This is a genomic window from Geodermatophilus maliterrae (assembly GCF_041018925.1).
Lineage (GTDB): Bacteria > Actinomycetota > Actinomycetes > Mycobacteriales > Geodermatophilaceae > Geodermatophilus > Geodermatophilus maliterrae.
In genome coordinates this window covers 1-25022 of record NZ_JBFNXQ010000011.1, presented here as the reverse complement: position 1 = coordinate 25022, position 25022 = coordinate 1, and the positions used below count along the sequence as shown (strand labels likewise).

At 75.6% G+C, this 25022-nt stretch carries 27 protein-coding genes, 1 pseudogene and 1 riboswitch; of the genes and pseudogenes, 19 read left to right on the top strand and 9 right to left on the bottom strand.

Translation table 11 applies throughout. From position 1 onward, the window contains the following. Positions 1-51 precede the first annotated feature (51 nt). The 4 genes from ABQ292_RS05765 to ABQ292_RS05750 all read left to right on the top strand — a co-directional run bounded on the left by ABQ292_RS05765 (position 52) and on the right by ABQ292_RS05750 (position 3185). On the top strand, positions 52-801 hold the full coding sequence (locus ABQ292_RS05765) for an SDR family oxidoreductase (protein ID WP_369204162.1): 750 nt from the start codon (positions 52-54) through the stop codon (positions 799-801). A gap of 253 nt (positions 802-1054) precedes the next feature. Then, complete coding sequence (locus ABQ292_RS05760) at positions 1055-1432, top strand: FKBP-type peptidyl-prolyl cis-trans isomerase (protein ID WP_369204160.1); 378 nt, start codon at positions 1055-1057, stop codon at positions 1430-1432. Positions 1433-1501: 69 nt separating this feature from the next. Beyond that, entirely contained in the window at positions 1502-2527 is a 1026-nt protein-coding gene (locus ABQ292_RS05755; RefSeq protein ID WP_369204158.1) for a cation diffusion facilitator family transporter, read from the top strand. Positions 2528-2534: 7 nt separating this feature from the next. After that, positions 2535-3185, top strand: a complete 651-nt coding sequence (locus ABQ292_RS05750; protein ID WP_369204156.1) for a DsbA family oxidoreductase — start codon at positions 2535-2537, stop codon at positions 3183-3185. A 63-nt stretch (positions 3186-3248) separates the two neighbouring features. On the opposite strand, the gene ABQ292_RS05745 is transcribed toward ABQ292_RS05750, so the two are convergent. After that, the gene (locus tag ABQ292_RS05745; protein WP_369204154.1) at positions 3249-3491 is read right to left on the bottom strand and encodes an acyl carrier protein; all 243 of its coding nucleotides are present in this window, start codon (positions 3489-3491) and stop codon (positions 3249-3251) included. An 83-nt stretch (positions 3492-3574) separates the two neighbouring features. After that, on the bottom strand, positions 3575-3826 hold the full coding sequence (locus ABQ292_RS05740) for a hypothetical protein (protein ID WP_369204152.1): 252 nt from the start codon (positions 3824-3826) through the stop codon (positions 3575-3577). A gap of 73 nt (positions 3827-3899) precedes the next feature. On the opposite strand from ABQ292_RS05740, the gene ABQ292_RS05735 reads away from it, so the two are divergent. Then, positions 3900-4241 carry an ArsR/SmtB family transcription factor gene (locus tag ABQ292_RS05735; protein WP_369204150.1) on the top strand — a complete coding sequence of 114 codons (342 nt, stop codon included), beginning with the start codon at positions 3900-3902 and terminating at the stop codon, positions 4239-4241. Then, a complete protein-coding gene (locus ABQ292_RS05730) occupies positions 4238-4771 on the top strand; it encodes an SRPBCC domain-containing protein (protein ID WP_369204148.1) in 534 nt (177 codons plus the stop codon). Before ABQ292_RS05735 ends, ABQ292_RS05730 begins: the two co-directional genes overlap by 4 nt. A gap of 21 nt (positions 4772-4792) precedes the next feature. Here ABQ292_RS05730 and ABQ292_RS05725 read toward each other — a convergent pair whose 3' ends face one another. Then, positions 4793-5212 (bottom strand): hypothetical protein, encoded by a 420-nt coding sequence (locus tag ABQ292_RS05725; protein WP_369204146.1) that lies wholly within the window; start codon positions 5210-5212, stop codon positions 4793-4795. Further along, positions 5209-6390 (bottom strand): NADH:flavin oxidoreductase/NADH oxidase, encoded by a 1182-nt coding sequence (locus tag ABQ292_RS05720; RefSeq protein WP_369204144.1) that lies wholly within the window; start codon positions 6388-6390, stop codon positions 5209-5211. The genes ABQ292_RS05725 and ABQ292_RS05720 overlap by 4 nt, the downstream gene beginning before the upstream one ends. Before the next feature lie 218 nt (positions 6391-6608). On the opposite strand from ABQ292_RS05720, the gene ABQ292_RS05715 reads away from it, so the two are divergent. From ABQ292_RS05715 to ABQ292_RS05695, 5 genes are all read left to right on the top strand, one after another. Beyond that, complete coding sequence (locus ABQ292_RS05715) at positions 6609-8423, top strand: phosphoenolpyruvate carboxykinase (GTP) (protein WP_369204142.1); 1815 nt, start codon at positions 6609-6611, stop codon at positions 8421-8423. A gap of 202 nt (positions 8424-8625) precedes the next feature. Beyond that, positions 8626-9840 (top strand): MFS transporter, encoded by a 1215-nt coding sequence (locus ABQ292_RS05710; RefSeq protein WP_369204140.1) that lies wholly within the window; start codon positions 8626-8628, stop codon positions 9838-9840. 10 nt (positions 9841-9850) lie between these two features. Next, on the top strand, positions 9851-10519 hold the full coding sequence (locus ABQ292_RS05705) for an acVLRF1 family peptidyl-tRNA hydrolase (protein ID WP_369204138.1): 669 nt from the start codon (positions 9851-9853) through the stop codon (positions 10517-10519). A gap of 121 nt (positions 10520-10640) precedes the next feature. After that, positions 10641-12812: a HelD family protein gene (locus ABQ292_RS05700; protein WP_369204136.1), complete on the top strand. Its 2172-nt coding sequence runs from the start codon at positions 10641-10643 to the stop codon at positions 12810-12812. A gap of 107 nt (positions 12813-12919) precedes the next feature. Continuing rightward, positions 12920-15415: a transglycosylase domain-containing protein gene (locus ABQ292_RS05695; protein WP_369204133.1), complete on the top strand. Its 2496-nt coding sequence runs from the start codon at positions 12920-12922 to the stop codon at positions 15413-15415. 17 nt (positions 15416-15432) lie between these two features. On the opposite strand, the pseudogene ABQ292_RS05690 reads toward ABQ292_RS05695, so the two are convergent. Beyond that, positions 15433-16275: pseudogene (locus ABQ292_RS05690) on the bottom strand (YhjD/YihY/BrkB family envelope integrity protein); the annotation flags it as partial. Between the two features lie 61 nt (positions 16276-16336). After that, complete coding sequence (locus ABQ292_RS05685) at positions 16337-16561, bottom strand: hypothetical protein (protein WP_369204131.1); 225 nt, start codon at positions 16559-16561, stop codon at positions 16337-16339. Positions 16562-16740: 179 nt separating this feature from the next. Continuing rightward, positions 16741-16887: riboswitch (cyclic di-AMP (ydaO/yuaA leader) on the top strand. 13 nt (positions 16888-16900) lie between these two features. On the opposite strand from ABQ292_RS05685, the gene ABQ292_RS05680 reads away from it, so the two are divergent. Then, positions 16901-18052 (top strand): C40 family peptidase, encoded by a 1152-nt coding sequence (locus tag ABQ292_RS05680; protein WP_369204129.1) that lies wholly within the window; start codon positions 16901-16903, stop codon positions 18050-18052. Positions 18053-18192: 140 nt separating this feature from the next. Next, on the top strand, positions 18193-18609 hold the full coding sequence (locus ABQ292_RS05675) for a YrdB family protein (protein WP_369204127.1): 417 nt from the start codon (positions 18193-18195) through the stop codon (positions 18607-18609). Here ABQ292_RS05675 and ABQ292_RS05670 read toward each other — a convergent pair. Next, positions 18590-19132: a hypothetical protein gene (locus tag ABQ292_RS05670; protein ID WP_369204125.1), complete on the bottom strand. Its 543-nt coding sequence runs from the start codon at positions 19130-19132 to the stop codon at positions 18590-18592. The two genes, ABQ292_RS05675 and ABQ292_RS05670, sit on opposite strands and share 20 nt — an antisense overlap. Before the next feature lie 106 nt (positions 19133-19238). Between ABQ292_RS05670 and ABQ292_RS05665 the strand changes: the two genes are divergently transcribed. Then, positions 19239-19556, top strand: coding sequence for a DUF3817 domain-containing protein (locus ABQ292_RS05665; protein WP_369204123.1), 318 nt, complete (start codon positions 19239-19241; stop codon positions 19554-19556). A 15-nt stretch (positions 19557-19571) separates the two neighbouring features. Further along, positions 19572-20900, top strand: a complete 1329-nt coding sequence (locus ABQ292_RS05660; protein WP_369204121.1) for a serine hydrolase domain-containing protein — start codon at positions 19572-19574, stop codon at positions 20898-20900. 63 nt (positions 20901-20963) lie between these two features. On the opposite strand, the gene ABQ292_RS05655 is transcribed toward ABQ292_RS05660, so the two are convergent. After that, the gene (locus tag ABQ292_RS05655) at positions 20964-21476 is read right to left on the bottom strand and encodes a hypothetical protein (RefSeq protein WP_369204119.1); all 513 of its coding nucleotides are present in this window, start codon (positions 21474-21476) and stop codon (positions 20964-20966) included. Between the two features lie 62 nt (positions 21477-21538). Between ABQ292_RS05655 and ABQ292_RS05650 the strand changes: the two genes are divergently transcribed. After that, positions 21539-21799, top strand: a complete 261-nt coding sequence (locus ABQ292_RS05650) for a DUF3253 domain-containing protein (RefSeq protein WP_369204117.1) — start codon at positions 21539-21541, stop codon at positions 21797-21799. Positions 21800-21821: 22 nt separating this feature from the next. Here the strand turns inward: ABQ292_RS05650 and ABQ292_RS05645 are convergent, their stop codons facing one another. Further along, positions 21822-22319 carry an Lrp/AsnC family transcriptional regulator gene (locus ABQ292_RS05645; RefSeq protein WP_369204115.1) on the bottom strand — a complete coding sequence of 166 codons (498 nt, stop codon included), beginning with the start codon at positions 22317-22319 and terminating at the stop codon, positions 21822-21824. Between the two features lie 219 nt (positions 22320-22538). On the opposite strand from ABQ292_RS05645, the gene pdhA reads away from it, so the two are divergent. The 3 genes from pdhA to ABQ292_RS05630 all read left to right on the top strand — a co-directional run. Continuing rightward, entirely contained in the window at positions 22539-23678 is a 1140-nt protein-coding gene (gene pdhA / locus ABQ292_RS05640; RefSeq protein ID WP_369204112.1) for a pyruvate dehydrogenase (acetyl-transferring) E1 component subunit alpha, read from the top strand. Further along, positions 23678-24658 carry an alpha-ketoacid dehydrogenase subunit beta gene (locus ABQ292_RS05635; RefSeq protein ID WP_369204110.1) on the top strand — a complete coding sequence of 327 codons (981 nt, stop codon included), beginning with the start codon at positions 23678-23680 and terminating at the stop codon, positions 24656-24658. Before pdhA ends, ABQ292_RS05635 begins: the two co-directional genes overlap by 1 nt. A gap of 2 nt (positions 24659-24660) precedes the next feature. Then, the coding region (locus ABQ292_RS05630; protein ID WP_369204108.1) for a biotin/lipoyl-containing protein at positions 24661-25022 on the top strand (362 nt) is incomplete at its 3' end.

The window sequence follows — 25022 nt, the reverse complement described above, 5'->3', positions numbered from 1 at the left end:
AGCCCAGCACGGTGCACGCCGCGTCGCACCCGCGCGCTACGGTCGCCGACCGTGCCCCCTGGAGTGCTGCTCGTGACCGGCGGGAGCCGCGGCATCGGTGCGGCGACCGTCCGCGCCGCCGCGGCGGCGGGCTGGTCGGTCGCCCTGACCTACCGGGACGACGAGGCCGCGGCGGCCGCCGTCGTCGCCGACGTCGAGGCCGCCGGCGGGACCGCCGCCGCCGTGCCCGCCGACGTCGCGGTCGAGGACGACGTGGTGTCGGCCTTCGCCGCCGCCGCCGACGCCCTGGGACCGGTGACCGGGCTGGTGGCCAACGCCGGCATCGTCGGACCCCGGGCGCGGGTCGACGAGTACACCGCCGAGCGGGTGCGGCGGGTGCTCGAGGTCAACGTGCTCGGCGCCGTCCTGTGCTGCCGCGAGGCGGTGCGCCGGATGTCCACCCGCCACGGCGGGTCCGGGGGCTCGGTCGTGCTCGTCTCCTCGGTCGCCAGCCGGCTCGGCTCGCCCGGCGAGTACGTCGACTACGCCGCCAGCAAGGGCGCCGTCGACACCCTGGGCATCGGGCTGGCCCGCGAGGTGGCCGGTGAGGGGGTCCGGGTCAACGTCGTCCGCCCGGGGATCATCGAGACGGAGATCCACGCCAGCGGGGGCCAGCCGGACCGGGTCGCGCGCATCGGGCCGACCGTGCCGATGGGCCGGGCCGGCCTGCCTGCGGAGGTGGCCGCCGCCGTGCTGTGGCTGCTCGGCGAGGACTCCGGCTACTGCACCGGGACCCTGCTCGACGTCACCGGCGGCCGCTGATCGGTGCGCGCGTCAGGACGGGGTCCGCCCCGTGGCCCCGGGTGGTGCTCCGGTCACACCCGCGGCTCGTGCGGCCCGGCCGGCGCGACCACCGCGGTGGAGGAGGCCACGGCGGCCGGGACGTCGGCGGACTGCAGCCCCGGGTGGCCGAGCACGCCGCCGGACCGCAGTCCGCCCGGCGACCCGGTGGAACCGCTGTTTGGATGGAGCGAGCCCGTCGGGACACACCCGGCACCGACCCCGAGGAGAACCGATGGCCGAGCTGAGCCGACCGGACGTCGAGCCGCCCACCGGACCGGCCCCCGCCGACCTGGTGATCGAGGACCTCGTCGTGGGCGACGGCCCGGAGGCCAAGGCCGGCGACCTGGTCAGCGCCCACTACGTCGGCGTCACGCACGACGGCGGCGAGCAGTTCGACGCCTCCTGGGACCGGGGCGACCCGCTGGAGTTCCGCCTGGGCGTCGGCATGGTCATCCAGGGCTGGGATGAGGGCATGGCCGGCATGCGCGTGGGCGGCCGCCGTCGCCTCACCATCCCGCCGCACAAGGCCTACGGCGACCGCGGTGCCGGTGGCGTCATCAAGCCCGGCGCCACGCTCGTCTTCGTCGTCGACCTCGTCGGCGTCCGCTGACGGAGGGGCCCGCCGGGATCAGGGTGACCCGGTGGTTGCGCCGGGCAACGGTTGGGCACGGGGACGGCCATGACGGAGCCGGTGCCCACCCGCGACCACGCCCTGGTGCAGGAGGCCCCCGGGAGTGGGTCGGGCGCCGAGTCCACCGGCACCGTCGTCGTCGCCGGCCTGGCCAACCTCGGCATCGCGATCGCCAAGCTCGTCGGCGGGCTGGTCAGCCACTCCTCGGCGATGCTGTCGGAGGCCGCACACTCGGTGGCCGACACGATCACCGAGGTGCTGCTGTTCGTCGCGCTGAAGCGGGGCACGAAGGCGCCGGACGCCCGCCACCCGGTCGGCTACGGACGCGAGACCTACTTCTGGGCGCTGCTCGCCTGCCTGGCCACCTTCACCCTCGGCGCCGGCTTCTCCTTCTACCAGGGCGTCGAGACGATCCTCGAGGGCGAGGAGCAGGGCGACCCGCTGATCGCCTACGTCGTCCTGGGGGTCTCGTTCCTCCTCGAGGGCGCGTCCTGGCTCAAGGCCGTCCGCCAGGTGCGCGGCTCGGCCCGCCGGTGGGGGACGACGTGGCGGCGCTACCTGGCCGCGACCAGCGACACCACGGTCAAGGCGGTCACCTTCGAGGACAGCGCCGCGCTGATCGGCCTGGTCCTCGCCGCGCTCGGGCTCTTCCTCGAGCAGGTGACCGGCGACCCGGTGTGGGACGGCGTCGCGGCGATCCTCATCGGCGTCCTGCTGCTCCTGGTCGCCGGGGTCCTGGCGCGGGCCAACGTCTCGCTGCTCATCGGCCAGTCGGTCCCGCGCAGCATCGAGGACCAGCTGCGGGCCGAGATCGCCGGCCTCGAGCAGGTCGTCGACGTCCCGGTGCTCCTCACCTCGGTCATCGGCCCCGGTCAGCTCGTCGTCTCGGCCAAGGTCGACTTCGCCGACGAGGCCACGGTGGCCGACGTCGAGCGCGCCTCCGACGAGGCCGAGCGTCGGCTGGTGGCCCGGCACCCCGGCGTGCGGTTCGTCTTCCTCGACCCGACGCCGGGAGACGGACGGGCCCGGGCGGAGGCCCACCGGCCGGAAGAACGGCCGCCGGACCGCGGTTGAGCGGGCCGTGCGCATCGAGGTCTGGTCCGACGTCGTCTGTCCGTGGTGCTACATCGGCAAGCGCCGGCTGGAGACCGCGCTGGCGCGGTTCCCGCACCGTGACGAGGTCGAGGTGGTCTGGCGGTCCTTCCAGCTCGACCCCTCGGTCCCCGAGGGCCAGACGCACCCGACCCTGCCGGCGCTCGCCGCGAAGTACGGGCGCCCGGTGGAGGAGGTGCGGGCGATGATGCGGCACGTCGAGGAGACCGCCGCCGCCGAGGGGCTGTCCTACCGCCTGGCGGACGGCGTCAGCGGCAACACCCTGCTGGCGCACGAGCTCGTCCACCTCGCCGCCGAGCGCGGGCTGCAGGGGGCGATGGAGGAGCGGCTGCTGCACGCCCACTTCCAGGAGGGGCGCCCGGTCTTCGACGTCGGCTCGCTGGTCCCGCTCGCGGTCGAGGTCGGGCTGGACGAGGCCGAGGTGCGCGCCGCGCTGGCCGACCACCGGCACCGCCCCGCCGTCCTGGCCGACGCCGCCACCGCGCAGGCGTTCGGGGCCACCGGCGTCCCGTTCTTCGTGGTCGACCGCCGCTTCGGCGCCTCCGGCGCCCAGCCCGCCGAGCTGCTGCTCCAGCTCCTCGAGCGCGCCTGGGCCGACCGCGCCCCGCTGAGCACGTAGAAGGGCCCCCTCCCGCAGGGGGAGAGGGCCCTCGTGCGCAGCGGCGCCCTGGACGGCCTGCTGCTACTTCATCGCCGGGCCGCCCTGCTCGGTGCCGGAGATGTTCCGGAGCAGGTCGTGGCAGCGCTTGGCGCGCGCGGAGTCCTGTTCCATGACCTCGCGGAAGAACGCGGCGATGTCGTCCAGGCCGGCGTTCTCGGCGTCCCGCACGTACTGGCCGTAGTCGTGCCCGGCCTTCAGCGAGTGGTACTGCACGGAGATCAGGTCGAAGGCGACGTCCTCGAAACCGGTCTCACCGGTGGCCATGGGGGACCTCCTCGTCGATGCGGTTGGGCGCCCGAGCAGGTGCCCCACCATCGCGCGACGAAACGGAACGCACCGTCACCCGCTCAGGACCGCCCGGCCTCCGGTGGTGCCTCGGAGAACGCCCCGCCGGTGACGTCGCCACCGCCGGCGTCGTCGGCGAGCGTCTGCCCGGCCGTGGTCTCCGGGTCGTCGGCGGCCGGCTCGTCGGCGCCGGTGGACACCGGGTCGTCGTCGGTCGAGGCCAGGTCGGCGCCCTGGCCGTAGGCGCCCGGGTCGGCCTGCATCGTGCGGGGGTCGTTGAGCGGGTCCGGGACGTCGGGGTCGGTGACGGTCATGCGCTCCCGGTTGCCCCTGGACGAGGGCGGCGAATCCCTGGCCGATGCGTAACCCGTGTGTTACGCATGTGCCGTGGAGGCGCTCGCGGCTCTCGCCGACCCGACCCGCCGCCAGCTGGTCGCCCTGCTGGCGCAGGGCGAGCTCGCCGCCGGTGAGCTCGCCGACCGGTTCCCGGTGAGCCGCCCGGCGGTCAGCCGGCACCTGCGCGTGCTGCGCGAGGCCGGCCTGGTCCGCAGCCGGGTCGAGGGACGCCGGCGGCTCTACGCGCTGGACCCGCGGCCGCTGCGGGAGCTCGACGAGTGGCTCGAGCCCTACCGCGACCTGTGGGCCCAGCGGCTCGACGCGCTGGACACCGAGATCGCCCGAGGCCGCCGGGCCCGGGCGCACCCCCCGACGGACGGAGACGCCCCGTGACCGACCAGCAGACCCCCAGCGGGGCCCCGACCGACCGCCGCGGCGCCGTCACCACGCTCTCCGACGGCCGGCAGCGCCTGGAGTTCCGCCGCTCCTGGCCCGACGGCCCCGACGACGTCTGGGCCGCGCTCACCGAGCCCGACCGGCTGTCCCGCTGGATCGGCACCTACGAGGGCGAGCGGGCACGCGGCGGCCGCGGCGCGTTCACCATGACCCACGAGACCGAGCCGGCGAGCGAGGAGGTGACGATCGTCGAGTGCGACCCGCCGCGCCGGCTGGTCGTCCAGTGGGTGCAGGCCGGGACGGAGGACTGGCGGGTCGAGCTCGACCTCACCGTGGAGAGCGGCCGCACCACCCTGCACTTCGTCCAGGTGTTCGCGGCCGGCACCGACGTCACCGACTTCGCCCTCGGCTGGCACTGGTACCTGGACAAGTTCGACGCGGAGGTCGGCGGGCGACCGGTCCCCGCCGACTGGGACGCCTTCCTCGCCGCGACCGGCCCCGACTACGGCCGCGCGCCCGACGCCTGACCGGCGCAGAGCGTGGGGAGCTCAGGCCCGGGCGGCGCGCGCGCCGAGCACGGCCATCGCGACCGCGGCGGCCAGCCCCACGGCGACGACGGCCGTCTCACCCGGCTCGGCGCCCGCCGGGGTCAGCCGCCGCCGGACCAGGCGCTCCTGCAGGTAGCCGGGCACCAGGGCCGCTCCCACCCCCCCGAGCACCGCGGCCGCCCGCGGGGCCGGACCGGCGGCCAGCCGGGCCAGCGCCCAGCCGTGCGCGGCGACCGTCCACGCGGGCGGGCCCAGCGCCGTCCCGGCCCACCACGCGTCACGCCCCACCGTGGCGGGGTCCCCGGCGAGCACCGGGGTGTCGAAGGCCCGCCGCCGGCGCAGCGCCAGGACCAGCCCGGCCAGGTCGGCCGCGAGCTGCAGACCGGAGACGGCGACCAGCGCGGACCGCGACGACGTCATCGAGCGCGCTCGGGCGCCGTCACCTGCACCGGCTCGGGCCCGGTCCACGGGCCCAGCGTGTCGAGGAACTCCCGCCGGCGGCCCAGCCGCTGCCCGGACTGCACCGGGTAGGCGGTGTGGGAGCCGGTGAGCTCCCGGGCGGCGTGGACGGCGAAGTTCGGGTCCTCCTGCGCCTCGCGGGCGACGGCGACCAGGTCCGCCATCCCGGCGGCGACGACGGCCTCGGCCTGCGCGGGGTCGACGATCAGCCCGACCGCCATCGTGGCGACGTCGGCCTCGGCGCGGATCCGGGCGGCGAAGGGCACCTGGTAGCCGTAGCCGAGCGGGTGCTGCCAGCCGCCGAGCCCGCCGCCGGAGGCGTCCACCACGTCGACGCCACGGCGGCGCAGCTCGGCGGCCAGCGCCACGGTGTCGTCGAGGGTGGTCCCGCCGTCGGTGCCGTCGACCGCCGAGACCCGCACGAACAGCGGCCGGTCGCCGGGCCAGGCGGCACGGACGGCCTCGACCACCTCGAGCGGGAAGCGCGTGCGGGCCTCCCGCGAGCCGCCGTAGGCGTCGGTGCGCCGGTTGGAGAGCGGGGAGAGGAACTGGTGCAGCAGGTAGCCGTGCGCGGCGTGCACCTCGACGACGTCGAAGCCGGCCGCGAGCGCCCGCCGGGTCGCCGCGACGAAGGCCTCGCGCACCTCGCTGAGCTCGGCGGCGGTCAGCTCGTGCGGCACCGGCCAGCCCGGACCCACCGGCACGGCGCTGGCGGAGACCGTCGGCCACGGGTCCTCGCCGGGGCGGGCGTTCTCCGGTGCCACCGCGGCGCCGCCGTCCCAGGGGCGCTGGCTGCTGGCCTTGGCGCCGGCGTGCGCGAGCTGGATGCCCGCCGCCGCACCGGAGGCGTGCAGGAAGTCGGCCACCCGTGCCAGGCCCGGGACGTGCGCGTCGGACCACAGGCCGACGTCCCCGTGGCTGATCCGGCCCTCGGGCGTCACCGCCGTGGCCTCCACCAGGACCAGGCCGAAGCCGCCGAGGGCGAAGCGGCCGAGGTGCACGAGGTGGTAGTCGCCGACGAGGCCGTCGGTCACCGAGTACTGGCACATCGGAGCGACCACCAGCCGGTTGGGCAGGGTCAGCCCCCGCAGGGCGAACGGGGTCAGCAGGGCGGGCGTCGCAGGTGTGGGACCGGTCACGACAGGAACCCAACACCGCGCGGGACGGTGCTCTTCCGGGGGACCGGCACGCCCATGACAAGACGTCCTATACGTAACATCTCTCACCGTTACAGGCAGGTGTCCCCGCTTGTACGCTGTGCCGACCGGACGGCCGGAGACACCCCGCCGTCCCGCACACAGCCAGGTACCGGCGCCGGTGTCCCTCGCACCCGGCGTGCCCAGAGGATGGAGACGCCGTGACTCAGTTGGCCACACCCGGTCTCGAGAACGCCCCGACCACGCACGCCCGCCTGCTCGCCTGGGTGCGCGAGATGGCGGAGCTGACGCAGCCGGACCAGGTGGTGTGGGTCGACGGCACCGACGAGGAGTGGGAGCGGCTGACCCAGCAGCTGGTCGAGGCCGGCACCTTCACCCGCCTGGAGAAGAAGCCCAACTCCTTCTGGTGCGCCTCCGACCCCAGCGACGTCGCGCGCGTCGAGGACCGCACCTTCATCTGCTCGGTCGACGAGGCCGACGCGGGGCCCACCAACAACTGGATGGCCCCCGACGAGATGAAGTCGATCATGACCGAGCTGTACCGCGGCTCGATGCGCGGCCGGACGATGTACGTCATCCCGTTCTGCATGGGCCCGGTCGAGGCCGAGAACCCGATGTTCGGCGTCGAGCTCACCGACTCGGAGTACGTCGTCGTCTCGATGCGGGTCATGGCGCGCATCGGCAGCCGCATCCTCGAGGCGATGGGCACCGACCGGCCGTTCGTGCCGGCCATGCACTCCCTGGGCGCCCCGCTCGAGGAGGGCCAGGAGGACGTGCCGTGGCCGTGCAGCCAGACCAAGTACATCGTGCACTTCCCCGAGGAGCGGGCCATCTGGTCCTACGGCTCGGGCTACGGCGGCAACGCCCTGCTGGGCAAGAAGTGCTACTCGCTGCGGATCGCCTCGGCGATGGCCCGTGACGAGGGCTGGCTCGCCGAGCACATGCTGATCCTCAAGCTGACCAGCCCGCAGCAGAAGACGTACTACATCGCGGCGGCCTTCCCGAGCGCCTGCGGCAAGACCAACCTGGCGATGCTCGAGCCGACCATCCCCGGCTGGAAGGTCGAGACCCTGGGCGACGACATCGCCTGGATGCGCTTCGGCGAGGACGGCCGGCTCTACGCGCTCAACCCCGAGTACGGCCTGTTCGGCGTCGCGCCGGGCACCGGCTGGGACACCAACCCCAACGCGATGCGCACGATCGACAAGGGCAACTCGGTCTTCACCAACGTCGCCCTCACCGACGACGGCGACATCTGGTGGGAGGGCATGACCGAGGAGCCGCCCGCGCACCTGACCAGCTGGAAGAAGCAGGACTGGACGCCGGACTCCGACGAGCCCTCGTCGCACCCGAACTCGCGCTTCTGCACCCCGATCACCCAGTGCCCGATCCTGGCGCCGGAGTACGAGGACCCGAAGGGCGTGCCGATCTCGGCGATCCTCTTCGGCGGCCGCCGCAAGACCACGATCCCGCTGGTCACCGAGGCCCGGGACTGGAACCACGGCGTGTTCCTGGGTGCCACCCTGTCCTCGGAGACGACCGCGGCGGCCACCGGCGCGGTCGGCGTCGTCCGCCGCGACCCGTTCGCGATGCTGCCCTTCATCGGCTACAACGCCGGTGACTACTTCCGGCACTGGGTCGAGACCGGCAAGGCGCACGACGCCACCAAGCTGCCGCGGATCTTCTACGTGAACTGGTTCCGCCGCGACGAGGACGGCGGCTTCCTGTGGCCGGGCTTCGGCGAGAACAGCCGGGTCCTCAAGTGGGTCGTCGAGCGCCTCGAGGGCACCGCGGCCGCGGAGGAGACCCCGGTCGGCCACGTCCCGGCGGCGGACTCCCTCGACGTCTCCGGCCTGGACATGACCCAGGACCGGGTGCGCAAGGCGCTCGCCGTCGACAAGGACGAGTGGCGCGCCGAGGTCCCGCAGATCACCGAGTGGTTCGAGAAGTTCGGGGACAAGCTGCCCAGCACCATGTGGGACGAGCTGGAGATCCTCAAGAGCCGCCTCGCCTGAAGAAGGACCCCCTCCTCCCCACCCCTCGCGAGCTCGGGGCGGTGCCCTGGAGGGGGCCACGCGGGCCCCGCACCGGACAGCGTCGTCCGGGACGGGGCCCGCGGCCTGTCCGACACGGCCTCGTGCCGTCTCCCGGCCCTGCGCCCCACCGTCGGTTAGCGTGGCGGGAGAACCGCGTCCCCTGACGACAGGTCCCACCCCGGTGTCCAATCCGTACCTGCACGTGCTGCGCACGCCGCACGCGCTGCCCATGGTGCTCGCCGCCTTCATCGGCCGGCTCCCGCTGTCGATGGTGGGTCTGGGCTGCGTCCTGCTCGTCGCCTCCGAGACCGGGTCCTACGGCCTGGGCGGCGCCGTCGCGGCCGCCGGTGCGGTCACCACCGCGATCGCGGGACCCGTGCTCGGCCGGTGGGCCGACACCCACGGCCAGCGCCGGACGCTGCTCCCGGTGGTCGTCGTCTTCGCCGCCGCCGGCGCGCTGTTCCTGGCCGCGGTCAAGGAGGACTGGCCGCGCTGGACCCTCTTCGTCACCGCCGGTCTCGCCGGGGCGTGCATCCCGCCGGTCGCCTCGATGATCCGGGTCCGCTGGACGCACCTGCTGCGCGGCACCACCCGGCTGCCGGCCGCGCTGGCGATGGAGTCCGTCGTCGACGAGTTCGTCTTCATCGTCGGGCCGGTGCTGGTCACGTTCCTGTCCACCACCGGGCACGCGACCTCCGGGGTGGTCACCGCCTTCGCGCTGGCCGTCGTCGGCGCGCTGCTGTTCGCCGCGCAGGGCCGCACCGAGCCGCCGCCGCACGGGCACGAGGCCCGCCGGGGCCCCGCGGCGATCCGCACGCCGGGCCTGAAGGTGCTCTTCGTCGTGGGCGCCGCGGTCGGCTCGATCCTCGGCACGCTCGAGATCGCCCTGGTCGCCTTCGCCGACGAGGTCGACGCCATGGCGCTGTCCGGCGTGCTCATCGCCGGCCTGGCGCTCGGCTCCATGGCCAGCGGCATCGGCTGGGGTGCCGTCCACTGGCGGCACCCGCTGCGGCACCGGCTGCTGGTGGTGCTCGTGGCGCTGACCGTGCTCACCGTGCCGCTCTCGCTGGTCGGCAACGTCTGGGTGATGATCCCGCTGGTCGTCGTCGCCGGCGTGGCCGTGTCGCCGTCGCTGATCAGTTCCTTCACCCTCGCCGAGCTGATCGTGCCGCGGTCGGCCGTGACCGAGGCCTTCACCTGGATCGGCACCGCGCTGGGGCTCGGCGTCGCGGTCGGTACCTCGGTCGCCGGCAAGATCGTCGACACCTACGGCGCCAACGCGTCGTTCCTCGTCGCCACGGTCTCCGCGGGGCTCGCCGCCGTCGTCGTGCTGGCGTTCCAGCGGCTGCTGCACGTGCCGGCCGAGCACGCCGCCGAGCCCGCGATGGCCGGCTGACCCCGGGCTCGTGACCCGTCCTCGGCCGGCGGCCGGTGGCGGCCGTGTCCTCGGCGTCGCCCCGGAGCGGCTGGGCCGGTGGCTGGACGGTGTCGTCGCCCGGCACGGGGCTCTCGGGACGACCGCCGGCGACGACGGGGCGCTGCACCTGACCTGCGCCGACGGCACCAGCGTGACGCTGCGGGCGCCCTTCGGCTGGACGCCCGCCCCGCCGCTGCTGACCTCCTTCACCGCCGCGGCCCGGCAGCCGCGGCGGGCGGCGGTGCTGCTGGTGCGCCGCGGGCGCTGGGCGGCCGGGGTCTTCGCCGGCGGCGACCTGGTCGTCTCCAAGGTCGACACCCGCCTCGTGCAGGGGCGCAGCGCCGCCGGCGGCTGGAGCCAGCAGCGCTTCGCCCGCCGGCGCGCGAACCAGGCCGACGCCGTGGTGACCGCGGCCGCCGACACCGCCGCCCGGGTCCTGCTGCCGCACGCCGGCGACGTGGCGGCGCTGTTCACCGGCGGCGACCGCGGGATGGTCGACGACGTGCTCGCCGACCCCCGGCTGCGACCCCTGGCGGCGCTGCGCCGGGAGCCCGCGCTGGAGGTCGGCGAGCCGACGAAGGCGGTCCTGCTCGCGACCCCCGGGCAGTTCCGCGCGGTGCAGGTCCACGTCGTGGAGCCCGCCGACCGCCCGGCCTGACGCGCCGGGTCCGGGACGGTGTGCGCTCAGGGCGCACTCCTGCTGCCCGGACGCGGCGTCAGCGCACACCGTCGTCCGCGGGGGAGACGGGGACGGCGGGACGGCGTAACGTCCACCGACCGTGTCCGCGACGCCGACCGACACGACCACCGCCGCCACCGCGACCGACCCCGTCCTCGCCGCCGAGCGCGCCCACCTGGCCCTCGCCGGGGACTGTCTGACCGAGATGCGCACCGCCGCCTCCGCCGTCGTCGACGCCGGGGTCGACGCCTGGGCCTCCGAGCGGCTGGGTGCCGCCCGGGCCGACCGGCTGCGCTCCCTGGCCGCCGACCCCGGCGTCCCCGCCTTCTTCGGGCGCACCGACACGGCCGAGGAGACCTTCCACATCGGCCGCCGGCACCTCCGCGACGCCGCGGGCTCCCCGGTCGTCATCGACTGGCGGGCGCCGATGAGCCGGCCGTTCTACCGGGCCAGCGCCGCCGATCCGCAGGGCCTGGTGCGCCGTCGCCGCTTCGGTTTCTCCGGCGGCGAGCTCACCGGCTACGAGGACGAGCTGCTGGCCGCAGGGGAGGAGGGCGACGGCACGCTGCTGCGCGACGGCACTCCGAGCCGGGTCCTGCTCTCCGAGACGTCGAGCCGGGTCCTGCTCTCCGAGACGTCGAGCCGGGTCCTGCTCTCCGAGACGTCGAGCCGGGTCCTGCTCTCCGAGACGTCGAGCCGGGTCCTGCTCCACGAGATCGAGCGCCCCCGCAGCGGCCCGATGCGCGACATCGTCGCCACCGTCCAGCCCGATCAGGACGAGATCGTGCGAGCGCCGCTGGCCGAGTCGGTCTGCGTGCAGGGTGCGCCGGGCACCGGCAAGACCGCGGTGGGCCTGCACCGCGCCGCCTACCTGCTCTACACGCACGGCGGGCAGCTGGCCCGCACCGGCGTCCTCGTCGTCGGGCCCAACCGGGCCTTCCTCCGCTACATCGAGCAGGTGCTGCCCACCCTCGGCGAGGTCGACGTCGAGCAGACGACGGTCGCCGGGCTGACCGGCCGGGTGCCGGTGCGGGCGCAGGACCGTCCCGAGGTCGCCGTCCTCAAGGGCGACGCCCGCATGGCCGAGGTGCTCGCCCGCGCGCTGTGGGGGTCGATCGCCAAGCCCGCCGACGACGTCCTCGTCCCGCTGGCCGGCCGCCGCTACCGGGTGCCGGTCGAGCGGCTCAAGCGCCACGTCGACGACCTGCGCCGGCGCGGGCGGGTGCCCGACGACCAGCAGCGCCTGCACCACGCCGCGGGGCGGGAGCGGCTGGCGCTGCTGCTGGCCGAGGACGCCCGGCGGCAGAAGGAGGAGGCCGGCGGCAGTCCCACGGACGCCGAGACCCGCCGCGCCGCCCGCAGCCCCGAGGTCCGCGCGTTCTGCGACGCCGTCTGGCCCGCCTGGGACGCCGCCGGTCTGGTCGCCGCGCTGCTGACCGACCCCGCCGTCCTCGCCCGCGCCGCCCGCGGCCTGCTCACCGACGACGAGCAGGCGCTGCTGCACCGGCCGCCCGCACGCGCGGTGCGCACCACCCCGTGGACCGAGGCCGACGCCGTCCTGGTCGACGAGGCCGCCGGGCTGATCGAGCGCACCTCCGGCTACGGGCACGTCGTCGTCGACGAGGCGCAGGACCTCTCGCCCATGCAGTGCCGCGCGGTGGCCCGCCGGCTGGCCGCGGGGTCGCTCACCGTGCTCGGCGACCTCGCCCAGGCCACCAGCCCCTGGTCGCCGTCCGAGTGGGCGCCCACCCTGGCCGGCCTCGGCCGCCCCGGCACCGCCGTCCGCCCGCTCACCCGCGGCTACCGGGTGCCGGGCGAGGTCCTCGACTACGCCAACCGGCTGCTGCCGGTCATCGCCCCCGGGTTGCCGGCGGCCTCGGCCGTGCGCCGCGGCTCCGGCTCGCTGGCGGTACGGCCGGTGACCGACCTCGCCGGGCCGCTGGCCGTCGTGGTGGCCGAGCTCGCGGCGGAGGAGGGGTCGATCGGGATCGTCTGCGCCGACGCCGCGGTGCCGGACGTGGCCCGGCTGCTGCACGACGCCGGCCTGCCGGCCGCGGTGCTCGACGACGACGCCACGGCCGCGCGGGTCGCCGTCGTCCCGGCGACGCTGGCCAAGGGGCTGGAGTTCGACGCCGTCGTCGTCGCCGACCCGGCGGCCATCGCCGCGGCCGAACCGCGTGGCCTCAACCGGCTCTACGTGGTGCTGACCCGCGCGGTGAGCACGCTCGTCGTCCTCCACCGCGACGACCTGCCCGCCCCACTGGTCTGCTGAGCACCACCCGTCCCGTGCGTCCCTGGCGGAGGGCGTTCGGCGCGGGTGGTTGTGGCGCGTGCCGATACCTGTTGCAGTGTTCGCGGCCCTAGGGGAGGGAGGCGCCCATGGACCCGCTGCCGAGCCGGCTCAGCACGCTGCTGCAGTTGGCCGCCACCATCGTGGTCGCCGGCGCCCTCGTGGCCGGCCTGCTCCTCCCGTGGGTCGGCGCGCCCTCGCTGGCCGCCCAGCAGTCGACCGGCCTGCTCGGCGACCTCCCCACCGAGCTGACCAGCGACCCGCCCGCGGGCAACACCGTCCTGCTCGCCGCGAACGGCGAGCCGATCACGTACTTCTACGACGAGAACCGCGACCCGGTGGAGTCCGGCGAGATCGCCGAGGTCATGAAGCAGGCGATGGTGGCCATCGAGGACGCCCGCTTCCACGAGCACCACGGCCTCGACGTGCAGGGGACGGCCCGCGCGCTGGCCCGCAACATCGCCGCGGGTGCCGTGGCCGAGGGCGGGTCGACGCTCACCCAGCAGCTGGTCAAGCAGACCCTGCTGCAGACCGCCGACACCGCCGAGGAGCGCTCGGCCGCCACCGAGCAGACGCTCGGCCGCAAGCTGCGCGAGGCCCGCCTGGCGCTGGCCGTCGAGGACGTCCACACCAAGGACGAGATCCTCACCCGCTACCTGAACATCGTCTACTTCGGCCAGAACGCCTACGGCATCCAGCCCGCCGCCCGCGCCTTCTTCGGCGTCGACGCCGCCGCGCTCACCCTGCCCCAGGCCGCGCTGCTGGCCGGGCTGGTGCAGAGCCCCACCTCCGACGACCCGTTCACCGCGCCCGAGGAGGCCACGGCGCGCCGCGACGAGGTGCTGTCGCGGATGGCCGAGCAGGGCCTCGTGACCCCGGAGCAGGCCGCCGCCGCGCAGGCCGAGCCCCTGGGGCTCACGCCCGCGCCGGCTCCGCGCCGCGGCTGTGTGGAGGCCAGCGCCGGCCCGTTCGTCTGCGACTTCGTGCAGCGGTACCTGATCCAGGAGCTCGGGCTCACCCAGGAGCAGCTGGACAACGGCGGCTACGTCGTCCAGACGACGCTGGACCCGGAGCTGCAGCGCTCCGGCGACGCCGCGGTCCTCGAGACGCTGGCGCCGGACGACTCCCTGGCCGGCATGTTCACCGCCGTCGAGCCCGGCACCGGTCACCTGCTCGCGATGAGCGTCAACCGCAGCTTCGGCTACGACCTCGCCGACCCCACCCAGGAGTCGTTCAACCTCAACGTCGCGCCCAGCCAGGGCTCGGGCTCGACGTACAAGGTGTTCGTGGCCGCCGCCGCGCTGGCCCGCGGCTACTCGTCGTACTACACGCTCACGGCCCCCGAGCCCTACGTCTCCCGGGTGTACAACGGCCCCTGCCAGGGCCGCGACACCGACGGCCGGTACTGCGTGCGCAACGCCGGGTCGGGCTACCGCTCGACGCTGGACCTGACGACGGCGCTCTACCAGTCGTCCAACACCTACTTCCTCGCCCTCGAGGACGCCCTCGGCAGCGTCGAGGAGCCGGTGCGGATGGCCGAGGCGATGGGGCTGTTCCAGTTCAGCCCGCCCGAGCTGCCGCAGCAGATCATCGACGAGAACCGCGGCTCGTTCACCTTCGGCGCCGAGGCCACCAGCCCGCTGGCGCTGGCCAGCGCCTACTCGACCTTCGCCGCGAGCGGCACCCAGTGCGACGTCGTCCCGGTGACCGCCGTCCTCGACCGGCACGGCGAGCCCGCGGTCGGCGTCGACGGCGAGCCGCTGCCGGTGGGCGACCGGTGCACGCCGGAGGCGATCCCGCCGGGCGTGGCCGACACGATGAACCAGATGCTGCGCAAGGACGTCGAGCCGGGCAACCCCGGGCAGACCGGCGCGCGGGCCCACGTCCCCGGGCACCAGATCGCCGGCAAGACCGGCACCTCGCAGGACAACTTCTCGGTGGCCTTCGTCGGCTACACGCCCGAGATCACCGCGAGCGTCATGGTGCTCAACCCCAAGCGCAACGAGGACGTCGGCGGCTTCGGCGGCGGCAAGGGCGCAACGATCTGGCGGAACGCCATGGCGCCGATCCTGCAGGCCCGCGGCAGCGGCGAGTTCCCGCCGGCCGACCCCACCGTGCAGGACGGCAACACCCGCCCGGTGCCCGGCTGCTCCGGCGTGCGGTCCTGCGAGCGCGCGCTGGCCGAGGCGGGGTTCACCTCCCGCACCGTGCGCGTCGACGGCGACGAGGCAGAGGGCACGTTCCTCGGCACCAGCCCGTCGCGGGGTGGCCGCGCCGTGCCGGGTCAGCAGGTGTCGATCCTGGTCAGCAACGGCAGCGACTACGTGGAGCCCGCTCCCGCACCCCCGGCCAGGCCGGTGCCGGTGCCGGACCCCGAGCCCGCGCCGCCGGAGGCACCACCGGCCGAGCCGCCGCCGCCCGCCCCCGAGGCGCCGGCTCCCGAACCGGCACCGGCACCGGCACCCGAGCCGGCACCGGCACCGGAGCCGGCACCAGCACCGGCTCCCGAGCCCCCGCCCTCCCCGGATCCCGGGTTCCCACCGCTCCCGGGTCTGGAGCCCCCGCCCTTCCCGGTCCCGGGGTAGTCCCCCCGCTGCCGCCGGCCCAGCCGCTCGTCGAGCGACTGGGTGAGCAGCCACCCGGCCAGCAGCACCAGGTGCAGCAGGAACATCCACAGGCCGACGGCGACCACCGCGCCGACGGCGACCAGGCCGCCGAACGGTGCCCCGAGGTCCAGGGGCAGCGACAGGAACAGCACGAACCCCTGCAGGAAGCCGGACAGGCAGGCCGCGGTGAACAGCGCCCCGGAGGCCACCGCGCGGCGGCGGTGCCGGCCAGCGGCCACCACGCCGAAGCCCCACGCCAGGGGCACGGTGAGGACGAACAGCACCGAGTAGTAGCCGACGAAGAAGCGGCCGACGGCCGGACCCAGGCCCTCCTCCAGGGCCAGGTCGGCCATGAAGCGGGCCGTCAGCAGCAGCGGGTACAGCAGCACGGGTGTGACGACGACCAGCGGCAGGGTGAGCGCCCGTCCGCGCCAGCCGGTGAGGGTGTCGGTGTCCCGGTGCCGGCTGAAGCGCAGCAGGGCGCGCCGCAGCCCCTCGCCGTAGAACGACAGCGGCACCAGCGCCAGGAGGAAGCCGAGCAGGTCCAGGCGGAGGCCGGCGGCGGCCAGCCGCTCCACCGCCCCGGGCGCGCCCAGCTCGGCCGGCAGCAGCTCGGTCAACCGCCCGACGAGGGCGCGCACCTCGGTGGGTGAGGTCACCAGCGCGGTGAGCCGGACGGCCACCAGCAGCAGCGGCACGACGGCGATGCCGGCGTAGAAGGTCAGCCCCGCGGCGATGAGGGCGAGGTCGCGGCCGCGCAGCAGGCGGCGGGCGCCGCCCAGCAGCGCCCGCGTCTCGGCACCCAGCCGGGCCGCCGTCCACCTCCGTGCCGGGCTCACCGGCTCATGCCACCAGTCCGGGCGGTCCCGCGCCCGCCGAGCGGCCGGGGCGGGAGTCGGCTCAGTCGTCGGGGTTCGTGTCGTCGGTGGTGGGCGCGTCGTTGCCCGGGTTCTCGCCGGTCTCCTGGCAGCTCGCGTCCTGCTCGTTGCTCGCGTTCTCCCCGCTGGCGTCGCAGTTGGTCGGGCCCCGGGAGAAGTCGGTGTTGTCACCGCAGGCGACCACCGAGCCGAGCAGGGCGAGCGCGAGGAGCGGCCGGGCGAGGCGCATCCGCGTGGATGAGGACATGCTCCGACTCGTGCTCGGCACGGGGCACTCCCAAACCGGGTGGACCGAACCGGGAGCCGGCCGGTCGACCGGGTGTGACACGGGAATTCAAATGACTCATTGTCACGAAGCAGTCACAGGCATTACGGTGAGTACGTCCAATGGGGCACTCCGTCACCGACCTGGGTGACACCCCGTGGACGCCGTCGAGCCGGTCCGCCCGTGAGGGAGACCGGGCCGGGGACCCATCGCAGTCCCGGGGTGAAGTGCGCGCGGACACCCGTGCGCGCCGGGCGACTCCACGCCCGAACCCGTCAGCTAACCCGGTAGGCGGCCTGGGAGAAGGAGAGACGCCGAACCGTGGCGCCCCTGAGCACGTCCGTCCCCGGCACGTCCGCCTCCACCCGGTCGCGCCGCCGCGCCGTCCTCGCCCTCGTCGGCACCCTCGGCCTGGGTCTCGGTCTCGGGGCCGTCCCGGCGCCGGCCGTGGCGGAGGAGCCGACGTCGGCCGCCGAGGCCGCCCGGCTCGTCGCCGCCCGCGGGCACGAGCTCGAGGTCGTCACCGAGCAGTTCAACGAGGCCCGCGAGACGCTGACCGCCCAGCAGGCCGCCGCCGAGGCCGCCGCCGCGACGCTCGCCCAGGCACAGGCCGCCGTCGACGCCGCCCGCGACCAGGTCGTCGGGATCGCCCGCTCCGCCTACACCGGCGACAGCATGGGCCCGCTGCAGGCGCTCATGACCAGCCAGGACGCCGACGAGTTCGTCAACCGGGTCACGCTCCTCCAGGGCGTCGCCGGCTACCAGGGCGAGCTGCTCGGCCAGGCCGCCGCGGCCACCGGGACCGCCACCGCCGCCCAGGCCGCCGCCGCCGAAGCCGCCGCCGAGGCCCAGCGCCAGTACGACGACGTCGCCGCCCAGCAGGCCCGCCTCGAGGCGCAGATCGCCGACTACCAGGCCGACTTCTCCCGGCTCACCGCCGAGGAGCAGCGCGCCGCCCTCGAGGCCGCCGCGGCCGCGCACGCCGCCGAGGACACCCGCGCCAGCCGCGACGACGAGCGCGCCGAGAGCTCGACGGCCGGGAGCGCCACCTCGTCGTCCTCCGGCTCCTCGTCCGCCGGGACGTCCAGCGCCCCGGCGGCCGCCCCCGCCGGAGGGGGCAGCGGTGCCGCCGCGACGGCGGTGGCCACGGCCATGGCCCAGCGCGGAAAGCCCTACGTGTGGGCGGCAGCCGGCCCGGGCTCCTACGACTGCTCCGGTCTCACCCAGTACGCCTTCCGCGCCGCCGGCGTCACCCTCCCGCACTCCAGCGCCATGCAGTCGCGCATGGGCCAGGCGGTCTCCCGCGCGGACCTGCAGCCCGGTGACCTGGTCTTCTTCTACAGCCCGGTCAGCCACGTGGGCATCTACATCGGCAACGGCCAGATGGTGCACGCGCCGACCTCGGGCGACGTCGTCAAGGTGGCCAGCGTCGACTCGATGGGCGGCTACGCCGGCGCCCGCCGCGTCGCCTGAGGGAAGGACCCCCTGCCCCCACCGCTCGCGAGCTCGCGGCGGGACCCTGCGGGGTGCACCGTCCTCCCCGCCGGAGCCCCGGCACCGCCCAGGTGCCGGGGCTCCGGCGGGGGTTGACGCCGTCGCGCCGTCCGAGGACAGTGATCTACGAAGAGAGCGGCGCTCTCGAACTGGAGGTCGACGTGACCCGGACGTGGTGGGCCTCGGCGGTGGCGGCGCTCGTGTCGGAGGTCGCCGCTCTCGTGGCGCTCGGCTGGTGGGGGTCCAGCGCGCCCGGTGGAGGCGTCGTCCGGGTGCTCCTCGGAGTCGGGCTGCCGCTGGTCGCGATCGTCCTGTGGGGTCTGTTCGCCGCACCGCGGGCGGTGGTCGGCGTCCCGGTGCTCCGGGTGACGACCACGGTGCTCGTCTTCGGCTCGGCCGCGGCCGCCCTGGTCGCGATGAGTGCGCCCGCGCTGGCCGGACTGGTGGTCGCGACGGCCCTCCTCGGCTTCCTGCCGGCCGGTCCTGCCGCGCCCGTGCCGGGAGGCGACCGGCAGGTCAGACCGGCGTCCGGCTGACCTGCTGCAGCAGGCCCCACACGAACGCCGCGGTGGTGCCCGACGGCAGCCGGACCTCCCAGCGCGTGACCACCTGCGGGTCCGCCTCGACCGCGCCGGGCAGGCTGCTGACGTCGGCGACCACGTGCTCCCACACCCGCAGTCGCCCCTCCGCCGCCGGCGGCACCGGGGAGCCTGGCGCCCGGACGAGGTGCTCGTGCAGCACCGAGCCGCCCGGGCCCGAGACGACCTCCCAGCGCAGGTGCGGCCACAGCGGCAGCGGCCAGTGCCGGACCTCGAGGCCGAGGTCGCCGAAGCGCCGCGCCTCGACCCGCTCGGCCGGCCCGAGGACGGCGGCGCGCAACGCCAGGCCGCGCGGCGCCCGGTGCGCGTGCTGCAGCGCCTGCCACCGCGTGTGGGCAGCGTGCGCCGCGGCACGGTCGGCGCCCAGCCGGGGGAGCGCCTCGGCGACCAGGTCGGGCCGCAGGTCGGCCATCCGGCGGAGCAGCACCAGGCAGAACTCCCGCCGCGCCAGCCCCCGCACGGGCCCGACCCTGCCACGCAGGTCACACGGTCGGCCGGGACGCCCGGCGCGGGCCGGCCGTTGGGCAGGGGAGACCCGACCGTCCCCCTCGGAGGACCCGCTCCCCATGAACTCCCGCACCGTCGCCCTCGCCTTCCGCGCCGTCGCCGTCGCCGAGGCGCTGTCCTGGCTGGGCCTGCTCGCCGGCATGTACGTCAAGTACGTGCCGGAGACCTCCGAGGTGGGCGTCCAGGTGTTCGGGCCGATCCACGGGGCGGTCTTCATCGCCTACGTCGTCGTCGCGCTGGTCGCCGCCCGGGTGCTCGGCTGGTCGCGGTGGACGGCGCTGCTCGCGCTGGCCGCCTCGATCCCACCGCTGGCCACCGTCGTGTTCGAGCGCTGGGCCACGCGCACCGGCCGGTTGGCCGCACCGGCGCGCGCCTGACCTACCGTGCGGGGCATGGCCGAGCCCGTGCTCCCCGCGACCGCCCGCACCCTGCTGGCCCGCACCGCCCGCGTGCAGCGCGACGGCCGGGCGCCCAGCCTGGTCGCCGGCGTCGTCCGCGACGGTGGGCTGGCCTGGTCGGCCGGCCGCGGTGACGTGGGGGAGCCGCACCTCGACGTGCAGTACCGGCTCGGTTCGATCAGCAAGACCGTCACCGCCGTCGCCGTGCTGCGGCTGCGCGACGAGGGCCGGCTGCACCTCGACGACCCGCTCGACCGGCACGTGCCCGGCACACCGTTCGGGAACCGGAGCGTCGGGCAGCTGCTGTCGCACCTCGCCGGCGCCGCCGCCGAGAGCCCGGGCGGCTGGTGGGAGCGGGTGGCCGGCGGGTCGCTGGCCGACCTCCGGCTGGCCGACGGGCACGTCGTCCTCGGGGAGGCGCGCCGCTTCCACTACTCCAACCTCGGCTTCGGCCTGCTCGGTGAGCTGGTCGCCCGGCTGCGTGGGCGGTCGTGGGCCGACGTCGTCACCGCCGAGGTGCTGGCGCCGCTGGGCATGACCCGGACGACGCCGCGGCCGTCCGGCCGGGCCGCGCAGGGGTACGCGGTGCACCCGTGGGCCGACGTCGTCCTGCCCGAGCCCGAGCACGACGCCGGCGTGATGGCCGCCGCCGGCCAGCTGTGGGCGACGCTGGACGACCTCGCCCGCTTCGCCGTCTTCCTGCTCGGCGACACCGGCGACGTCCTCTCCCCGGCGACGCTCGAGGAGATGGCGGTGCCCGCCGGCGTCGACCCCTCCTCGCCGGCGTGGTCGGCCTACGGCCTGGGACTGCAGGTGCTGCGCGTCGACGGGCGCACGCTCACCGGCCACGGCGGCTCGATGCCCGGGTTCCTCGCCGGCGTGTTCGTCGACCGCGAGGAGGGCACCGGCGGCGTCTCCCTGGCCAACACCACCAGCGGCCTGGACCCGCTCGTCCCGGGGCTGCTGGCCGACCTGCGCGACGCCGAGCCGCGGATCGTCGACACCTGGGTGCCCACCCCGCCGCCGGTGCCGCTGGAGCAGCTGGGGATCTGGTACTGGGGCCCGGCCCCGGCCGCGCTGCGCGCCCTGCCCGGCGGGCTGCTGCACCTCGGGCCGCTGCCCGGGCGGGCGGGACGGGCCAGCCGCTTCCGCCGCTGCGACGACGGCACGTGGGTGGGCCTGGACGGCTACTACGCCGGCGAGCCGCTGCGCATCGCCGAGGACCACCTCGACCTCGGCACCTTCGTCTTCACGCGGACGCCCTACGACCCCGCGGCGCCCGTGCCCGGCGGCGTCGACCCCCGCGGCTGGACCGCTCCCTGACGGGTGGCCTCCCTGCAGGGGCCCGCCGCGAGCGGAGCGAGTGGTGGGGGGGCAGGGAGGTCCCTATCCGAAGGCGTCCATCGTGGTCGTGACGACGGCGCCGTAGGCCAGGTGCGGCACGATGTCGCTGGCCCAGTCGGTGGCCGACCAGGTGCGCGGGTCGGTGATGCCCAGGGCCGTCATCGGCCCGTTGGCCACCACCAGGACGCCGAGCGTGGTGAGCAGCGTGCCCACCAGCGGTTGCGACCGGAAGCCCGAGGCGCGGGCCAGCCCGGTCAGCGCGCCGAACCCGATGCCGGTGACCAGCCCGGTGATCGGCCCCAGTCCCTGTACCCGGTTCTGCCGGGTCTGCTCGTCCCCGGGGATCGGGACGTGCGCCTTCGCAGCCAGCGCCTCCACCGTCTGCTCCGGGGTGGAGCTGGTGCCGCGGCCGCGGACGACCATGTCGAGGTAGGTGACCGCGTTGAGGGCCGTGGTCCCGGCCGCGCCGGCGGCGGCACCGCGCAGGGCCCAGCCGAGGGTGCTGATGCCGCGCCGGCCCCTGCCGAACGTCCCCACCGGGGTGCGCTTCGCCATGCGCCCGGCGGTACCCGGGCGCGCGACCTGCGCAAACGACCCGGGCAGGTCACCCTGGGGCCGTGGACGACGCCGGCCTCGAGCGGGCCCTCGAGCGGGCCATCGACGTGCTGCTCGACGCGCGGGCGCCGGGCGCGACCATCTGCCCGTCGGAGGCCGCCCGCGCGGTCGACCCGGAGGGCTGGCGGGCGCTGATGCCCGAGGCCCGCGCCGCGGCCGGCCGGCTGGCCGCCCGCGGTGTGGTGGAGGTGACCCAGGGCGGCACGGTGGTCGACGTCGCCGCCGCCCGCGGCCCGGTCCGGGTGCGCCGGGTCAGCCGCTGAGCGCCACCCGGCGGCGGTGCCGCTAGCCGGCGGGCCGGTCGGTGCCGGCGGCGCGCTCGAGCAGCGGGCCGACCCGGTGGTCGACGTAGCGGCGCAGCGCCAGCGCGGTGTCGGTGCGCTCCACACCCGGCAGGGCGAGCACCTGCTCGGTGAGCCGCCACAGGTCGTCGGCGTCGACGGCGACCACCCGCACCAGCAGGTCGGCGGCACCGGACAGGGCGGTCACCTCCAGCACCTCGGGGAGGGCGGCCAGTGCGGCGGCCACCTCCTCCAGGCCGCGCTGGACGACCTGCACGGTCACGTAGGCGCCGAGCCGGTAGCCCAGCGCCTCCGGGCGGACCCGGGACTCGAACGGGGCGAGCAGCCCGCCGGCCTCCAGCCGCGTCAGCCGGGCCTGCACGGTGTTGCGGGCCAGCCCCAGCCGCTGGGACAGCGCCATCACCGTGGCCCGCGGGTCGTCGGTCAGGGCCTGCACCAGGCGCGCGTCCGTGGCGTCGAGGCGGTCCTGCGGCGCGGGCACGCGAGCAGTCTGACACGTCGGGGCGACGTCGTCAGGACATCCTGCGCAGTCCCCGTCCTGGCTCTTGCGCACCCCGACCGGGTGGTGGTGTGCTCCGGGACAGGACCGGGCGTGCCACGATGTGTGAGTGGCGCCACACCCCGGCGGCACGCACGGACGTCCAGCACCACGGCGGGACCGGTGACCCCGGCAGCCGCGGCCGACGGCGAGGAGGAGCACGTGAGCGTGTCCGACGTGACCACCGAGGTGGTCGATCCCGTACCGGGGGCGGAGGCGCCGCACCTGCCCCGCGACGCCGACCTGGTGCAGCTGCTGACCCCCGAGGGCGAGCGGGTCGAGCACCCCGAGTACGCGATCGACGTGTCCGCCGAGGAGCTGCGCGACCTCTACCGCGACCTGGTCATGGTGCGCCGCTGGGACGCCGAGGCGACCGCGCTGCAGCGCCAGGGCGAGCTCGGCATCTGGGCCTCGCTGCTCGGCCAGGAGGCCGCCCAGGTGGGCGCCGGGCGGGCGCTGGCGCCCACGGACGTGGCCTTCCCGACCTACCGCGAGCACGGCGTCGCCTGGACCCGCGGGGTCGACCCGCTGCACGTCATGAGCCTCTTCCGCGGCGTCGACAACGGCGGCTGGGACCCGGTCGCCACCCGGTTCAACCTCTACACCGTCGTCATCGGCGCACAGTGCCTGCACGCCACCGGCTACGCCATGGGCGTGCAGCGCGACGGCTCGGAGGACGCGGTGGTCGCCTTCCTCGGCGACGGCGCCACCAGCCAGGGCGAGGTCAACGAGGCGATGATCTGGGCGGCGAGCTTCTCCGCGCCCGTCGTCTTCTTCTGCCAGAACAACCAGTACGCGATCAGCGTGCCGCTGGAGCGCCAGTCGCGGGTGCCGCTGCACCGGCGCGCGGCCGGCTTCGGCTTCCCCGGCGTCCGGGTCGACGGCAACGACGTGCTCGCCGTCCTCGCCGTCACGCGCGCAGCGCTCGCCGCCGCCCGGGAGGGCCAGGGCCCCACCTTCATCGAGGCGTTCACCTACCGGATGGGTGCGCACACCACCTCCGACGACCCCACCCGCTACCGGCTGGCCAGCGAGCTGGAGGAGTGGAAGCTGCGCGACCCGATCGCCCGGGTCAAGGCGTACCTGTCGCGGTCCGGCGTCGCCGACGCGGCGTTCTTCGACGGCGTCGAGGCCGAGGCCGACGAGCTGGCGAAGCGCATCCGCACCGGCACCGTCGAGATGCCCGACCCACCGGGGACGGCGATGTTCGACCGGGTCTACGCCGAGCAGCCGCCGCCGCTGGCCGCCCAGCAGGCGGAGTTCGAGGCCTACCAGGCATCGTTCGCGGGAGGCGGGCACTGATGGCCACCGAGACGCTCACCATCGGCAAGGCGCTCAACCTCGGCCTGCGCCGGGCCATGGAGGACGACGCCAAGGTCCTGCTCATGGGCGAGGACATCGGCCGCCTCGGCGGGGTCTTCCGCATCACCGACGGCCTGCAGAAGGACTTCGGCGAGGACCGCGTCGTCGACACCCCGCTGGCCGAGGCCGGCATCCTGGGCACCGCCGTCGGCCTGGCCATGCGCGGCTACCGGCCGGTCTGCGAGATCCAGTTCGACGGGTTCGTCTTCCCCGCCTACAACCAGATCGTCACCCAGGTGGCCAAGATCCACGCCCGGTCGCGCGGCCGGCTGCCCATGCCGATCGTCATCCGCATCCCGTTCGGCGGCGGCATCGGCGCCGTCGAGCACCACAGCGAGAGCCCCGAGGCCTACTTCGCGCACACCCCCGGGCTCAAGGTCGTCGCGGTCAGCAACCCGGTCGACGCCTACTGGGGCATCCAGCAGGCCATCGCCCACCCCGACCCGGTCGTCTTCCTCGAGCCCAAGCGGCGCTACTGGGAGAAGGCGCCGGTCGACCGCGACGCCACGCCCGACCCGCTGTTCGCCTCCCGCGTGGTCCGCGGGGGCGACGACGTCACCGTGCTGGCCTACGGCCCGATGGTGAAGACGGCGCTGCAGGCCGCCGAGGCGGCCGCGGAGGAGGGGCGCGCGCTCGAGGTGGTCGACCTGCGCACGGTCAGCCCGCTCGACCTCGACCCGGTGTTCGACTCGGTCCGGCGCACCGGGCGCTGCGTCGTCGTCCACGAGGCCCCGGTGACCCTCGGCCTGGGCGCGGAGATCGCCGCGCGGGTGACCGAGGCCTGCTTCCACTCGCTGGAGGCGCCGGTGCTGCGGGTGGGCGGCTACGACACGCCCTACCCGCCGTCGAAGCTCGAGGAGGAGTACCTCCCCGACCTCGACCGGGTGCTCGACGCCGTCGACCGCGCGATGGGGTTCTGACGATGGCACAGCGTCAGTTCAAGCTCCCCGACGTCGGCGAGGGCCTCACCGAGGGCGAGATCCTGCAGTGGCTCGTCGCCGTCGGCGACACCGTCACCGTCAACCAGCCGCTGTGCGAGGTGGAGACGGCCAAGGCCGCCGTCGAGCTGCCCTCGCCCTACGCCGGCACGGTGACCGAGCTGCTGCACGAGGCCGGCACGACCGTCGACGTCGGGACGCCGATCATCACCATCGACGACGGCGCGGACGGCCCCGTGCCCGCGCCGTCCGGTGACGGCGCCGGCGGGGCGGGCGGGGAGATCGAAGCCGGGCTGATCGGCGGCGCCGCGCCGGGCGGCCGGACGGCGGTGCTCGTCGGCTACGG

Excerpts from the sequence above, each read along its gene's own strand:
- ABQ292_RS05760 (WP_369204160.1), top strand. The coding sequence starts at position 1,055 with ATGGCCGAGCTGAGCCGACCGGACGTCGAGCCGCCCACCGGACCGGCC.
- ABQ292_RS05755 (WP_369204158.1), top strand. The coding sequence starts at position 1,502 with ATGACGGAGCCGGTGCCCACCCGCGACCACGCCCTGGTGCAGGAGGCC.
- ABQ292_RS05745 (WP_369204154.1), bottom strand. The coding sequence starts at position 3,491 with ATGGCCACCGGTGAGACCGGTTTCGAGGACGTCGCCTTCGACCTGATC.
- ABQ292_RS05740 (WP_369204152.1), bottom strand. The coding sequence starts at position 3,826 with ATGACCGTCACCGACCCCGACGTCCCGGACCCGCTCAACGACCCCCGC.
- ABQ292_RS05725 (WP_369204146.1), bottom strand. The coding sequence starts at position 5,212 with ATGACGTCGTCGCGGTCCGCGCTGGTCGCCGTCTCCGGTCTGCAGCTC.
- ABQ292_RS05695 (WP_369204133.1), top strand. The coding sequence starts at position 12,920 with ATGGACCCGCTGCCGAGCCGGCTCAGCACGCTGCTGCAGTTGGCCGCC.
- ABQ292_RS05685 (WP_369204131.1), bottom strand. The coding sequence starts at position 16,561 with ATGTCCTCATCCACGCGGATGCGCCTCGCCCGGCCGCTCCTCGCGCTC.
- ABQ292_RS05665 (WP_369204123.1), top strand. The coding sequence starts at position 19,239 with ATGAACTCCCGCACCGTCGCCCTCGCCTTCCGCGCCGTCGCCGTCGCC.
- ABQ292_RS05660 (WP_369204121.1), top strand. The coding sequence starts at position 19,572 with ATGGCCGAGCCCGTGCTCCCCGCGACCGCCCGCACCCTGCTGGCCCGC.
- ABQ292_RS05655 (WP_369204119.1), bottom strand. The coding sequence starts at position 21,476 with ATGGCGAAGCGCACCCCGGTGGGGACGTTCGGCAGGGGCCGGCGCGGC.
- ABQ292_RS05635 (WP_369204110.1), top strand. The coding sequence starts at position 23,678 with ATGGCCACCGAGACGCTCACCATCGGCAAGGCGCTCAACCTCGGCCTG.